Raw genomic sequence first — 13,698 nt, forward strand, 5'->3', positions numbered from 1 at the left:
ACTAAAAAAACTGCATGAGCATATTTTAACTTATGTTCATGCAGTTTTGTATTAAAGTTAGCTAGTATAATAAGCAAAAATGGCCAGTAACATAGCAGATAATGCGGTAGCTACTTTGACTCCTTTATTGTTCGTTAAATCACTGCCCATATTCCCAATTAGTAAAAGTGCAGCAACACCTACAACAGGGAATAAATATTGATCATAAGACGGCCAATCTAACGCTAATTCACTCTCGGGAGACGTAACTGGTACTCCCTTGTACGTCTTTATTTTAAACGTAATCGTAGTCGTTAGTCCAGTTGTGATATTGTCACCGACTGGAATATCAGGTGTATAGATTTTAATTTGAATATTTAAAGATTCAGCTGTTGAATTTACATAAACCTCCAAATAACCGTTGCGTACTGATAAGCTCAGACTATTTAAAAGGTTTTGATAAGAGTCGATTTGTGACGCAGTGAGAGACGTTTGAGTGTCGCCCAATAAACCCGTGATATAGGCACCTGGTTTACCATTTGTAATGGTAATTGTGTTTGGTGAACCTTCACTTGGAATGGTTGCCAGAAGTGAAGTTGATAGAATAATATCCAACTCAGGTGATGTGAAAATGGTTTCTGTCGTATCAAATTCAAACATCGCGTTTGCCAAACTTGTTAGATTTTCTAAAGCCGGAATGGTAGATAAAATGTCTGTCAGTGTACGCAGCCTTGCATCATATACCGGATCAGACGGCGGATTTACATTGCTTGCACCTGAGTCTCTTCCTGAAAATCCGTCTTTATCAATCCCGATGCTTCCAGAACCGCTTCCGATGGTTCCTTCATAAAATTGATCAAAGGCCCAGTTGTTTGGCATCGGATAGCCGAGATTGCCGCTAAATCCTGTTGACATATTTGCCACAAAACTATACTTTGTCAGTCCTGCTTCTGATGTACGGATACAAATGTTTCTTGGTCCGTAAACCCCTATTTCATACTTAGGTGCGGTTGAAAATGTCTGCATTTTTGTAAATGCTGACTTAATCTCTTGGAAATAAGGAATGATTTTATCGGTCACTTCATAATCGTATGCATCAAAATCGACAGCGAAATAAATGGTCGTGCCTGACGGAAAACCTAATCTTCTAGCAGCAGAAGCGGCACTATATGCATCTCTTGTGCCTTGGTCTTTGACAAAATAAGAAGATTCATAGCCGCCGTCTTGATAAATTGGGAAAACCTTCAATCCGGCATCGAGAATAACTGCAAGCTCTTTAGATGTCAGGGCTTTTGATGTGAGGCCGCTGCTTGTCCGCACATTTCCGGTCAAATATCTGCCAACCGTTTTATAACCGTTATTCCGCAGTGTTTGAGCTTTTTCTGCGGTTATAATTGTAGCAGTGTCACAAGCAGAAGCGGCGCGAGTTGTGTCTCCTGAGCTTGATAATAAAGCTTTAATGGTTGGCATATCTGCATAACCTGTTTGCGGCAGGCACATGAACTCTTGAAATGCTTTAACAGCTGAAACAACACCCACACCATATTTGCCGTCAAACTCACCAGGATCGAACGATTTTCCGTTACAATAGAGGGCGTACTGAACAATTAAGACAAATCCTGTTCTTGAATCGCCGGGAGTTAAAGTAGGACACAAACTTGTGGTGCCGTTTCCGAAAAATCCATTGGCAACACTTGTGCTCATGCCTTCTTCTTTTTGTAGGGCATAAATAAGAGCTTTATTTGTATCGCGGCCATACAGTCCGTCACAAGGCATTAACCCGATATAGTCATTGTAGTCCCGATTTAAGTTTTGTTGAATCTGGCGAATTCTTGAATCACCCCCAGACACCAGCTTAAAAGCGCTCATGTCTAATAAGGCTTTCATAATTAACGTGGTGACAATCCCATCCTGTGTTGTCAGTCCGGCAGCTTTTTGAAATTCTTTTACCGCATTTTCTGTTTTTTCGTAAAAGACGCCTGTAAAACCGCCGGGATTAAAGCCTTTACACCATAAAGCCCCTTGTAAAATAAAATTCATGTTGCTTGGTTTTGAATCTGGAGCTTGGCGTTTAAGAGGCTTAAATAAGCGCTGTGTTGTCGGCCCGAAGTTATCGGCTGGCTCTGAGATACCCAATTCAATTTGAAGCGCCCGAGTCAGACCGTAGATCGTATCCCACCCAGTTTTCCCGCTTTCTTCAACTGGGTTATACCCATGTTTGCCGCTGTACGTATCGTTCAGCCATTGCTGTGTGATTAAGACCATTTCATCAACCATTTCGATTCCTCCTTTGTTAGATTGCGTTCATTTATAGGTGGCAAACGTAGGACAAAATAAAAAAATGGATGCCGTTAAGCATCCATTTTACATCCGTTCTCCAACAGCTTCGCTTTCGGTTTCATCTCCGAGATGTAGAGGCCTAAAAGCGTAAGGGCGCCTCCTAGAAGAGCGATCCATGTCATGTTTTCATGCAGGACCAGGACGGAGGCGGCGATTGTGATAACCGGGACCATGTATATATAAGCACTGGATTTGACGGCTCCGAGCACGCCGACTGAATAATTCCAAGTGGCGAAGCACAGGGCCGAAGCGCCAATCCCTAAGAAAAGCATGTTGAGTATATTTGAACCAGATGAAAATCGGCTTAGGTCAAAATGGAAGTCGAACAAAAATAAAGCGGGAACCATAAATAATAGGCCATACAAAAATACTCTCTGTGTCAGCTCGATGATGTGGTATTCGTAAGCGCTTAATTTTTTCATGAATATCGAGTATCCGCCAAACACGAGAGCAGCCCCGGCTGCCATGATGTCTCCGAGCGGATTTAGACGCAGTACCACATTGCCGTTAAACGTAATCAATAAAAGCCCGATCAGTGCCGAGACAAATCCAATCAAAAAAGTCAGACGCAGTTTTTCGCCTTCGAGCAGAAAATGGGCCAAAACCGCAGTGATCATCGGTATAATGGACACGATCATGCCGACATTGGAGGCGTATGTATAGGTGAGAGCTATATTTTCTAATAGAAAGTATAAGGTTACGCCAAATAAACCAGCTCCGGCAAACAACAGCTCCTGCCGCCAATTTCTGAACGGAATCATGTTGGGACGGACGAGGATAAGAGCGATAAAGCCCATCAAAAACCGATAAAATAATATTTCCATTGGAGAGAAGTCAGCCAGCAGAACTTTTGTCGAAATAAAGGTCGTCCCCCAAATCAGAATGGTCACAATGGCTGCGATATGCCCCGAAGTTTCTCTTTGTATGTTCATCTGTGAAGCTCCTTTTCAAAAATCTTCATGTATTGCTTCGGCGTCAGCCCCACCTGCCGTTTAAAAAACTTCGTCATATGGCTCTGATCGCTGAATCCTGTCTGAAATGCCGCATCAATCGGCCTTACCCCTTGTTCAAGGAGTTTTTTGGCTTGATTAATCCGGATTGTTTCCATGTAGCTATTAGGGGTAATGCCTTTTTGTTTTGTAAATGAACGCAATAAATGATACTTGCTCCAGCCTGTTAATTCACTCAAATCATTGAGTGTGACATTTTCGGCATAATGCTCTTCTAAAAATTCACAAACCATTTTGACTTCGTCTGATGGTTCTGGAACGCTGCTAAGGAACGTGACATCTGAATAATGGCGGATCAGCTCCTCTAATAGATGAAGAAACAGCTCCTCCTTACGCAAAGCTTGTTTTTCCTCGGATATCAAAATATGCAATTCCTGCAGGCTGGCTGTCAGCTCATGGCGGAATAACACATGCTGGGAGAAATAAGGGAGATGCCCGGAGCCAGTAATCTCTTTCACCGCCTTCTCCATGATATCCGGCATGACATTGATACACCGATAATCAAGCGTCCGGCCGTCAATCTGTTCACAGCTATGCGTGTCACGGGGGTTAAAGAGGAGAAGATCACCTGGATTGATGATATATTCTTGATCCTGACAGGCCAGATACCGTTGCCCTTTTTCAATAAATCCAATCACATAATAATCGTGAAAGTGGTTCGGGAACTTCTGCATAATTCCCTTGAAGCGGTAGGCTTCTATATGAAGGTGTGGGTCAAGCTGCAGTGTGCGGGTTTCGTTTTGCATGGGATGCCTCCTGTCGGTGTGGTGGTCTTGGATTAAGTGTAGCATGATTTTGGGGGATTTCTTGTATGATGTTGCTGTTTAGGAATAGAGAAAGCAGACCGTTATTGATCTGCTTTCGTTACCTTGTATGATTAAGTATTTTAACGTAAATCTAAATATCCCCATATTGCTCGATAATCGCTTTATCTGCACAATACTGATAAAATACTTCTATTAATTTATCAACATCTTGCTTACGAGCTATTTTTTCTAACCAATCTCCTGGGATCCCATCTAGCTTATAATACATTCCTGCTATCGATCCTGTTATTGATGCTACAGTATCAGTATCTTCTCCTAAGTTCACTGCTGTTAGTACAGCCTCGGTAAATGAAGATGTAGTGCCGAAACACCAAATTGCCGCTTCTAAAGTATGAACGACATACCCGTCTGATCGAATTTCTTCTCTTGGTGTATTCAAAAAGCTTTTTTCAAAAATTCTTTTATAATGTGTTAACTCTTTATGGTATATATGTTCTTTTTTGAAATTCTCGTCGAAAAGCTCTTTCACTTCTCTTAAAGATGTATCAATTGAATTGTTATAATATAGCCTTAGTAATAGTTCAACATAAATAATGGAACCAACTATAGCACGCGGATGGGCATGGGTTATTTCAGTGTATTTCTTGATCATCTCCGCTTTTTTCACAAAATCGAATTCCTTATGCAAAATAAACACTAATGGTGAAATTCTCATTAATGCTCCATTTCCGTTATCAAATTCTGACTGACCGCCGCATTTTTCTGGCAGAACACCTTTCCTAAATCGGGTAATTGCTTCAACGGTCGTCCTGCCAATGTCAAACATTTCACCATACGGCGTCCAGTAACCTTCATCTTGATACAGTTTAAATTTCTGCATTAAATCATTTATGTTCCCTTTTTCAATCATATTCTCCATCAGGCACAAGGTCAGAGATGTATCGTCAGACCAGGTTCCAGGAGGTTGATTATAGGTGCCGTATCCTACCATATCCTGCACATGAAAATCTCCTCTTTTTTTGAATTCAACAGGGACTCCTAACATATCTCCTATAATGCCACCGTATATTGTTGGAAGAACTTTGTTTTTTATATTAAGTTTAAGAAAGCTCTTATTGTCATCTTCCCATCTATCTATCATTCTTCTGCCTCTCATTTTTTCACCCACTTAAATTAAGTCTAAAATAATATGTAACTTATTGTTGCTATCAACATGTGCGCTTTTAATAACCATCTCTTGCCCAAAATTTAAAAGTAACTCAGCTTCATTAGGAAAGTGGCTTATCTTTCCGAGATAGGCTGCATTGGTTCCTGCTGGAACATTTATTTCCCATGAGACTTCCATGTGATCAAAGGATGATTCCTTAACAATTGCTGTACTAACAAAACCATTGTCTCTGAAAATCTTTCCAATTAATGATTCAGCATTAATGTCTCCATATTTGTTAATTTCAATTAATGACTCTAAAGGTCTTAGGTCTGTTCCTCTATAAACTTGTAAATTGTGTGGAACTCGCGCTTTATCCAACCCATTCTTTATATTATAGATTGTATCTAAATCAATGCCATCTAAAGAATCACTAATTCCTCTTAGATAATCATTTATTTTTTTATAATCATCACCAGTATATTGCTTAATTGCTTCTTGTTCACTTGGGGTTAATGATTTAATCCAATCGTCATAATACTTGCTCCCCCATTGGTGTGCTTCCTCTACGGTTTTAATATCACGTGTAATTTTAGAATTTTCATTTGGTCCTACGCCACCTGATTTGCTATGGTCGCTGCTATTAATCTTGACAAAGTTTTCAAGTTTCTTATCAAAACCCTTCTCTAGTTTCGGAATAGGGCTTTCAATGTTCCCAACTCCTTGTATTGCAGATTCTAGTTGATTGTTACTTGGCAATTTGAAATAAGGTTTTGCTTTTTCAGTAATGTTCTTTGCTATAGATTTATGATCGTTCACAAAAGCCTTTGTTTCCTTTGTCACGAATTTCCCTGCTTTTGTTGCAGATGCCACTTTTCCGAGTCCCTTGGCGCCAAAAAGGGAAGCAACTGCGTAGGTGATGTAGTGGGAGCGGCTATAGACATCACCATGAACCATATTGTCGTTCCAAGATTTTTTAAATGAATCGACCATGTATTCAAAAGTTTCGGGAGCGCTATAAATGATATTTTGGAGTTCCTGTCCGGCTTTGACTTGTTCTTCGATGCCCATCTTGCCCTGTGCTCTATACGACCATATAGCAAGATCGTAAGCACCGACTGCGAGGTCGCATGCACCGGTAACGATATCCTTTCCGGCATCCCAAAGCCCGACAATTACACCTTTTCCTCCTTCGACAAGCATTTTTCCTGTTTGCTGCTGTGCTTTCATTTGAACGATGCTTGAATAATATTGTAATTGCTCAGCGCTCAGGTTGTCAGTGCCAATCTTTTCTGCAACTTTCAGGTATTCATCAGGATCAGTAGTTTTGTCGAGTTTTTTCTTGAGATACTCGATTTCTTCCTGTTTTTTTGCTTTGATGAACTGCTGAGCTTGTTTGTGTATATCCGCTTTGTTTTGATAAACATCTGTTTCGTGAAAGGCTTTTGCATTAAAACTTATTGGGTTGGTACTTCCGCCTTTGCTGGTGGCACCGGTCAGCGCTTCGAAAAATGCCCGAACCTCATGTTCTACAACTTCGGAGGCCTCGTAATCACTGTTCAGTTTCTCATCAAGGTTATGCAGATGTGTAATCGTTTTTTTTCGTTTTTTATCTGCTTTATCCAGTTTATCGGTGACTGTGGAATTGTCAAAGAGGGACAGCGGTAAAATGTCATCAATAGAATTCAGAATTGATTTAATTTCTTTTTGCTGTGCCTCTATAATACCGTCTGCTTTGACTAGACCATTATACAGTTCGTTATCGAGATAAGATTCCTCGATATATGCATCGTCATCAAATGTTGCTGCTTCAATAGCGGATGGAATATTTTTGAAAAAAGCGATTCTCATGTCAATGAGGTCCAGCCACAGATCCGCCCCTGTCGCTTGTTCCTTATAGAAGGCTTTAATTGCGTTAGCTCCTTTGCCTGTCATGGCATCATCCAAGTTTGCCATCTTTTTGAACTGTTTTTTCAATGTAGCCATGTGCTCTCTCAATGTTTGGTAGGCTTTAAGGCGCGTTTCGGCAGTTTCTAAAATCGTACTTACTTCAAGAATCTTCATTTAATACATGTCCTTTCGCCTGAATTTTCCTGTAAATATGGTACCATGGTGAATTTAGGAAAGGAGCGTAAACTGAGAAATCAAGGAAAAACAGTACTTTTTTACTGATTCTAATTATTCATTTTACTCGCAGATATAAAATCTACTGGAATCAGCTGTCGTACCCATTCTTGGTGGCTTCAAGATCTCAGTTTTTATATTGAAGATTTCAGGTGGTACTGTACGGTATGTGCGGAGTTCGCCAGCCATTTTTTTGTGGAAAGCCTTCTAATCATGCAACTCGTGATGAATTCTTATTTTATCTTTTTTAATAAAAATTTATTTTTCAAATATTTCAGTTATAATGGTTTGGAACAGATAGGAGGGGCAAAGATGTATCAATCAAAGAAGGTTTTATTGTTAGGTTCAGGTGAATTAGGTAAAGAGGTAGTGATTGAAGCCCAGCGTCTTGGGGTACAGACGGTGGCAGTTGACAGTTACGAGCATGCTCCGGCGATGCAGGTCGCGCATAACAGTTATGTCGTTGATATGCTGGACCCAGAGCAGATCAGAACCATTATTGAGAAAGAAAAGCCGGATTTGATTGTGCCTGAGGTGGAGGCGATCGCGACGGATGAATTGCTGAAGCTTGAAGAGGAAGGATTTCACGTCATCCCGAATGCCCGTGCGGCCAAGCTGACGATGGATCGGGAAGGCATCAGACGGCTTGCGGCGGAAACGCTTGGACTTGCGACGGCTGGCTATGAATTTGCGAATACATATGATGAATTTATACAAGCGGCAGCACAGATCGGTTTTCCTTGTGTCGTTAAACCATTGATGAGTTCTTCTGGAAAAGGCCAAAGCATCTGCCGCTCTGAAGCGGATTTAGAGAGCTGCTGGGAGACGGCGATGGAAGGCGGACGGGTGAAAAACGGCCGCGTGATCGTTGAGGAGTTTATCCCATTCGAATCAGAAATCACACTCTTAACCGTACGTGCGGTTAACGGTACGGCATTTTGCGAGCCGATCGGTCATGTGCAAAAGGACGGGGATTATATCGAATCATGGCAGCCGCATGATATGACAGAGCAGCAAATAGAAGAAGCGAAGCATATTGCGAAAACGATCACGGATAAGCTTGGCGGATACGGTCTGTTTGGTGTTGAGCTGTTCCTTGCGAAAGATAGGGTATATTTCAGTGAGGTATCTCCCCGTCCGCATGATACGGGTCTTGTCACGCTGGTGACGCAAAATTTGTCAGAATTTGCGCTGCATGTCCGGGCGATTCTCGGCTTTCCGATTACAGAAATCACACAGCTTTCTCCTGGCGCCAGCAGGCCCCTCAAAGCGCCGGAAGAATTAGCGGATTACACTGTTGAAGGATTGGAAAACGCACTGGCAGTCCCAAAGACTCAAATGCGCGTCTTTGGAAAGCCGATAACGAAAGCCGGACGTCGTATGGCAGTTGCGCTTTCTGCTGCTGATACAGTTGAAACGGCAAGAGAGAATGCTAAGAAAGCGTTGGACCAGCTAACAATAAAATAGAGTTTGAGCAGGCCTTGTCATGGTACAAGGCCTATTTTTTTCTTCCTCCATAAAAGTTTTATCATAAGAATCAGAAACCTGATTATAATGTAAAAGTCTTCCATCAATACGGGTGGTTGACACTAAAGGAGGGAGATGACAAAATGAAATTAGTTCCAAGATTCAGAAAACAATGGTTCGCTTACTTAACGGTTTTGTGTTTGGCTTTGGCAGCAGTGGTTTCTTTTGGCGTACCGGCAAAAGCGGTAGAGAACCCGCAAACTTCTGTATCGAATACCGGTAAAGAAGCTGATGCTACGAAAAACCAAACGTCAAAAGCAGATCAGGTTTCCGCCCCTTATGAGGGAACCGGAAAAACAAGTAAATCGTTATACGGCGGCCAAACGGAACTGGAAAAAAACATTCAAACCTTACAGCCTTCGAGCATTATCGGAACTGATGAACGCACCAGAATCTCCAGCACTACATCTTTTCCATATAGAGCAACCGTTCAACTGTCAATCAAGTATCCCAACACTTCAAGCACTTATGGATGTACCGGATTTTTAGTCAATCCAAATACAGTCGTCACGGCTGGACATTGTGTGTACAGCCAGGATCATGGATGGGCTTCGACGATAACCGCCGCGCCGGGCCGCAATGGTTCGTCATATCCGTACGGTACTTATTCAGGCACGATGTTTTACTCCGTCAAAGGATGGACGGAAAGCAAAGACACCAACTATGATTACGGAGCTATTAAATTAAACGGTTCTCCTGGAAACACGGTTGGCTGGTACGGCTACCGGACTACAAACAGCAGCAGTCCCGTGGGTCTTTCCTCGTCAGTGACAGGATTCCCGTGTGACAAAACCTTTGGCACGATGTGGTCTGATACAAAGCCGATTCGCTCCGCTGAAACGTATAAGCTGACCTATACAACCGATACGTACGGCTGCCAAAGCGGCTCGCCTGTTTATCGAAACTACAGTGATACAGGGCAGACAGCGATTGCCATTCACACGAACGGAGGATCGTCATATAACTTGGGAACAAGGGTGACGAACGATGTATTCAACAATATTCAATATTGGGCAAATCAATAAATACAGCAAACTAGCCATATTCATGTCTATTTTGTTTTTATGCGGATGCAGTTCGCAGACGCATTCCTCTCAAAAAGAAACGACTATTCCTGTCACTCTTCATGTGGAGGATGCTAAGGGGCTGCCGGTCGAAGGGGTTCAAGTGACGATTGTCAAAGCGCCCTCTTCAGATGAGGAGCCGAGTACAGAGATTGGCGAGATACTTGGTAAAACAGACAAAAACGGAGATATCAAATGGGATACCGGCAGAAAAGGCGATTACTCAGTCGCGTTGACGAAGGGTGAAACATCAGTAACCCATCACATCTCGTTAACAGAGGATAAAAAAGATCATGCCATTCCATTAGTCTTCAAAGAATAGCAGTTTCCTTGATTTTAAGGGAACTGCCTTTTTTATTTATTGCAGGAAACCAAACTATATACTGGAAATTTATTATGTGAGATAATAAGAAATAGGTATTTTTTCTTACGAGACAAAAGGGGCGTTATCCTTTATATCAATCAAACCCGGAGGAAAAAGAAGAAGATGATACAAGATTCAATGCAGTTTGCCGCGGTTGAAAGTGGTCTGTGCTTTTACCAGGCATATGATCAAAGCCTTTCTTTGTGGCCGATTGAGTCGGAAGCATTCTATGTTTCTACTCGTTTTGGAAAAACACATATCATTGCAAGTGGGCCAAAGGACGCACCTTCGCTCATTTTGCTTCACGGAGGCCTTTTCAGCTCTGCGATGTGGTATCCGAATATCGCAGCGTGGAGCAGTCAATTTCGTACATATGCGGTCGATATAATAGGAGACAAAAATAAAAGTATACCATCAGCAGCCATGGAAACGAGAGCTGATTTTGCAGAATGGATGAAAGATGTCTTTGATTCTCTTGGACTTGAGACGGCACACCTGGCCGGCCTTTCGCTTGGCGGGTCCCATATCGTGAATTTCTTACTCCGCGCGCCTGAAAGAGTAGAGCGGGCGGTTGTTATGAGTCCCGCTGAAGCGTTTATTTCATTTCATCCGGATGTCTATAAATACGCTGCAGAGCTTACAGGGGCAAGAGGAGCTGAATCATATATCAAGTGGATCACAGGCAACAGTTATGATCTGCATCCTTTACTGCAAAGACAAATTGTGGCGGGCGTGGAATGGCAGGATGAGCAAAGGAGCCTGAAGCCGACAGAAAACGGCTTTCCGTACGTGTTCACAGACCAGGAATTGAAATCGATACAAGTCCCGGTACTGCTGATGTTCGGTGAGCACGAGGCCATGTACCATCAGCAAATGGCCTTTGAGCGGGCTTCGGTATTGGTGCCGGGAATTCAGGCTGAAATCGTAAAGAACGCCGGACATCTGTTATCTCTGGAGCAGCCAGAGTACGTCAATCAACGCGTCTTGTCCTTTTTATGCGGGGGGATAAAATAGTAAGGAACATGAAAAGATTGGCATTCGTTTTTCAAAAGGTAACAAATGTTGTATAATAATAGAATTTGAATGCTGCTTTTTTGGGAGCATTCTATGTTATCATGCTTATTGGAGAAAAATTTTTCCTGTAACGCTATTCGATCACTATCGTCAAATAATATAGATGGTTTTACAATTGGAGGTTTGGTTACACTGTGAATTACATCCCCTGTATGATTACGATAGGAAACTTCATTTGCGGATTGCTGGCGATTCATTCCTTGCTATATCACAACATTCATTCAGCAGTGCTTTTTATTTTTACAGGCATGTTCCTTGATTTCTTTGACGGGATGGCTGCTCGTAAGCTGAATGCCGTTTCTGATATGGGGAGAGAACTGGATTCGTTTGCCGATCTGGTTACCTTTGGGGTGGCTCCTTCTATGCTTGCTTACAGTGTCGCGTTGTATACCCTGCCATTTATCGGGATCTTATGCGCATTGACGTACAGCATTTGCGGAATGCTTCGCCTCTCTAAATTTAACATTGAACAAAGCAAGCTCCCGACGTTTATCGGTATGCCGATTCCGTTTGCGGGCATGTGTCTCGTTATTTTAAGCTTCACCTATAACCCGATCCTTCTGGCAATCGGCACTTGCGGACTCTCATATTTGATGGTGAGTAAAATAAAATTCCCTCATTTTAAAAAACATGCGGCAGAAAACCTGGAGTCTGGGAGATGGAATTAGTTCAGCAGCTCATAGCGGATTACGGTTATCTCGCTATTTTTTTGATGCTGGTATTAGGAATTGTAGGATTGCCGATTCCAGATGAAGTGATGATGACCGTTGTTGGCTATTTCACGCATACCGATGTATTGAATTATGAGCTTTCGATATTGATTAGTTTTGTCGGGGCTTTGTTAGGTATGCTGATCAGCTACATGATTGGCAGAAAAGCCGGACGCCCGTTTATCGACAAGTACGGCAAGTGGGTTGGCTTAAAAGAAAAAAGAATGATGAAAGTGGAAAAATGGATGAAGAAATACGGTCCATATTCTCTTATTTTAGGTTATTTTATTCCCGGCGTCAGACATGTGACGTGCTACTTTTCGGGGATCGGCAAAATGGATCTGAAAACGTATGTTGCGTTTGCTGCAATCGGCGCCTTTTTATGGTGCTTTGTTTTTATTACAATCGGAAGGGTTATAGGGATTATTCATGTTTAATACGGCTGTAAAGATTCTGTATCGATCATTGATAGAGCTGACGAATCATCGTCTGTCATCCTATCTGATTAAAGGATTTTGCGAGTCGAAAATCAGCAAACCGGTCATTCCGCTTTTCTCAAAACATTTTCGGCTGAATTGGGATGATGTGGACGGTACGGCTGCTGATTACGGATCGCTGTCCGAATTGTTCATTCGACAAATAAATCTGGAGCGGCGCCCTGTGTCAAAAGAGGCGCATGCGGTGGTCAGCCCTGTTGACGGTGTGGTTCAGACGGTAGGAATCATCAACCCGAATCAAACCTTTACGGTGAAGGGAAAAGATTACTCATTCGCTGAGCTGACCGGCTGTAAAAGCGCAGACCATCAATACAACGGCGGTTACTTCGTCGTGCTGTATCTAAGCCCGAGGCATTATCACCGTTTCCATTCTCCGATCAGCTGCAGGTATCAAAAGCTGGCCGAGCTCGGAAATCGCTCATACCCGGTAAATCAACTAGGCTTAAAATACGGGAAAGATGTGCTGTCGAAAAATTATCGGTTTGTGTACGAGCTGAATAGCGGCAGCCGAAATGTCCTGATGATTCCTGTCGGCGCGATGAATATTAATTCTATCGTGCAGACGAGCACCCGTGCTGAATTGGAGATCGGCGAGGAGCTGGGATACTTTTCATTTGGCTCAACCGTCATTTTGGTTTTTGAAAAAGACGCGTTCCAGCCGTCCGCCCATTTAGCAGAAGGCCAAGAAGTTCAAGTCGGAGAACTGATAGGTTATGAAGAGTAAAAAGAGGAGCTTGCATAAACGCAGCGCCTCTTTTTTTGAAGAAAGGTGAGACTTATGGAGAAACAAATCATCAGCTGGATTACAGATTATCAGAACACCGGAGATGAAGCCGTCCTGCGGCAAGTGCGAGAAGTGTGCTGGCCGATCGTTGAAGCGGTTTTGCAAGAGAAGGCAATAGATGATGAACAAGCGAACAATTTACGCGAAAAAGGAATCGAGCGGTTTCCATTCATCATCAGCAAATACCAAGCGGATGTGCAGCTTCCGGTTGAGACATTTTTACGAAATACGTATCGGTTTTACTTTCATCAGGTGATGAGAGAATCCAGCTAAAGCTTCTTTCAACAGAGAAGCTTTTTTGTTGGCAGGAA

13 protein-coding genes are annotated in these 13,698 nt (G+C 42.5%); 8 read left to right on the plus strand and 5 right to left on the minus strand.

The genetic code is table 11. From position 1 onward, the window contains the following. Nucleotides 1-57: 57 nt before the first annotated feature. From MKX71_RS01305 to MKX71_RS01325, 5 genes are all read right to left on the minus strand, one after another. A complete protein-coding gene (locus MKX71_RS01305; RefSeq protein ID WP_339231646.1) occupies nt 58-2,256 on the minus strand; it encodes a glycoside hydrolase domain-containing protein in 2,199 nt (732 codons plus the stop codon). A gap of 74 nt (nt 2,257-2,330) precedes the next feature. After that, nucleotides 2,331-3,251 carry a DMT family transporter gene (locus MKX71_RS01310; RefSeq protein ID WP_339231648.1) on the minus strand — a complete coding sequence of 307 codons (921 nt, stop codon included), beginning with the start codon at nt 3,249-3,251 and terminating at the stop codon, nt 2,331-2,333. Further along, on the minus strand, nt 3,248-4,075 hold the full coding sequence (locus MKX71_RS01315) for an AraC family transcriptional regulator (RefSeq protein ID WP_003246321.1): 828 nt from the start codon (nt 4,073-4,075) through the stop codon (nt 3,248-3,250). The genes MKX71_RS01310 and MKX71_RS01315 overlap by 4 nt, the downstream gene beginning before the upstream one ends. Nucleotides 4,076-4,226: 151 nt before the next feature. Continuing rightward, nucleotides 4,227-5,252 (minus strand): ADP-ribosylglycohydrolase family protein, encoded by a 1,026-nt coding sequence (locus MKX71_RS01320; RefSeq protein WP_339231650.1) that lies wholly within the window; start codon nt 5,250-5,252, stop codon nt 4,227-4,229. Between the two features lie 12 nt (nt 5,253-5,264). Continuing rightward, nucleotides 5,265-7,307 (minus strand): T7SS effector LXG polymorphic toxin, encoded by a 2,043-nt coding sequence (locus tag MKX71_RS01325; protein ID WP_327847386.1) that lies wholly within the window; start codon nt 7,305-7,307, stop codon nt 5,265-5,267. A 348-nt stretch (nt 7,308-7,655) separates the two neighbouring features. On the opposite strand from MKX71_RS01325, the gene purT reads away from it, so the two are divergent. The 8 genes from purT to MKX71_RS01365 all read left to right on the plus strand — a co-directional run bounded on the left by purT (nt 7,656) and on the right by MKX71_RS01365 (nt 13,660). Continuing rightward, nucleotides 7,656-8,834 (plus strand): phosphoribosylglycinamide formyltransferase 2, encoded by a 1,179-nt coding sequence (gene purT / locus MKX71_RS01330; RefSeq protein ID WP_339231651.1) that lies wholly within the window; start codon nt 7,656-7,658, stop codon nt 8,832-8,834. 143 nt (nt 8,835-8,977) lie between these two features. Continuing rightward, nucleotides 8,978-9,919 carry an extracellular metalloprotease Mpr gene (mpr, locus tag MKX71_RS01335; protein WP_339231653.1) on the plus strand — a complete coding sequence of 314 codons (942 nt, stop codon included), beginning with the start codon at nt 8,978-8,980 and terminating at the stop codon, nt 9,917-9,919. After that, nucleotides 9,882-10,280 (plus strand): YbfJ family protein, encoded by a 399-nt coding sequence (locus MKX71_RS01340; protein ID WP_003246434.1) that lies wholly within the window; start codon nt 9,882-9,884, stop codon nt 10,278-10,280. The genes mpr and MKX71_RS01340 overlap by 38 nt, the downstream gene beginning before the upstream one ends. A 165-nt stretch (nt 10,281-10,445) precedes the next feature. After that, the gene (gene cesB, locus MKX71_RS01345; RefSeq protein WP_339231655.1) at nt 10,446-11,336 is read left to right on the plus strand and encodes an enantioselective carboxylesterase CesB; all 891 of its coding nucleotides are present in this window, start codon (nt 10,446-10,448) and stop codon (nt 11,334-11,336) included. A 194-nt stretch (nt 11,337-11,530) separates the two neighbouring features. Beyond that, the gene (gene pssA, locus MKX71_RS01350; protein WP_009966430.1) at nt 11,531-12,064 is read left to right on the plus strand and encodes a CDP-diacylglycerol--serine O-phosphatidyltransferase; all 534 of its coding nucleotides are present in this window, start codon (nt 11,531-11,533) and stop codon (nt 12,062-12,064) included. Next, on the plus strand, nt 12,055-12,543 hold the full coding sequence (locus MKX71_RS01355; RefSeq protein ID WP_003234861.1) for a DedA family protein: 489 nt from the start codon (nt 12,055-12,057) through the stop codon (nt 12,541-12,543). Before pssA ends, MKX71_RS01355 begins: the two co-directional genes overlap by 10 nt. After that, nucleotides 12,536-13,327, plus strand: a complete 792-nt coding sequence (locus MKX71_RS01360) for a phosphatidylserine decarboxylase (RefSeq protein ID WP_029726953.1) — start codon at nt 12,536-12,538, stop codon at nt 13,325-13,327. Before MKX71_RS01355 ends, MKX71_RS01360 begins: the two co-directional genes overlap by 8 nt. Nucleotides 13,328-13,381: 54 nt before the next feature. Beyond that, entirely contained in the window at nt 13,382-13,660 is a 279-nt protein-coding gene (locus MKX71_RS01365; protein ID WP_021481898.1) for a hypothetical protein, read from the plus strand. Nucleotides 13,661-13,698 lie beyond the last annotated feature (38 nt).

Source organism: Bacillus sp. FSL M8-0071, assembly GCF_037975455.1.
Classification (GTDB): Bacteria; Bacillota; Bacilli; order Bacillales; family Bacillaceae; genus Bacillus; species Bacillus subtilis.

What these genes read in the sequence shown, in the direction of transcription:
- cesB (WP_339231655.1), top strand. Translation starts at nt 10,446, where the DNA reads ATGATACAAGATTCAATGCAGTTTGCCGCGGTTGAAAGTGGTCTGTGC.
- MKX71_RS01315 (WP_003246321.1), bottom strand. Translation starts at nt 4,075, where the DNA reads ATGCAAAACGAAACCCGCACACTGCAGCTTGACCCACACCTTCATATA.
- MKX71_RS01355 (WP_003234861.1), top strand. Translation starts at nt 12,055, where the DNA reads ATGGAATTAGTTCAGCAGCTCATAGCGGATTACGGTTATCTCGCTATT.
- MKX71_RS01310 (WP_339231648.1), bottom strand. Translation starts at nt 3,251, where the DNA reads ATGAACATACAAAGAGAAACTTCGGGGCATATCGCAGCCATTGTGACC.
- MKX71_RS01365 (WP_021481898.1), top strand. Translation starts at nt 13,382, where the DNA reads ATGGAGAAACAAATCATCAGCTGGATTACAGATTATCAGAACACCGGA.
- MKX71_RS01305 (WP_339231646.1), bottom strand. Translation starts at nt 2,256, where the DNA reads ATGGTTGATGAAATGGTCTTAATCACACAGCAATGGCTGAACGATACG.
- MKX71_RS01320 (WP_339231650.1), bottom strand. Translation starts at nt 5,252, where the DNA reads ATGAGAGGCAGAAGAATGATAGATAGATGGGAAGATGACAATAAGAGC.
- MKX71_RS01340 (WP_003246434.1), top strand. Translation starts at nt 9,882, where the DNA reads ATGTATTCAACAATATTCAATATTGGGCAAATCAATAAATACAGCAAA.
- MKX71_RS01325 (WP_327847386.1), bottom strand. Translation starts at nt 7,307, where the DNA reads ATGAAGATTCTTGAAGTAAGTACGATTTTAGAAACTGCCGAAACGCGC.
- MKX71_RS01360 (WP_029726953.1), top strand. Translation starts at nt 12,536, where the DNA reads ATGTTTAATACGGCTGTAAAGATTCTGTATCGATCATTGATAGAGCTG.
- mpr (WP_339231653.1), top strand. Translation starts at nt 8,978, where the DNA reads ATGAAATTAGTTCCAAGATTCAGAAAACAATGGTTCGCTTACTTAACG.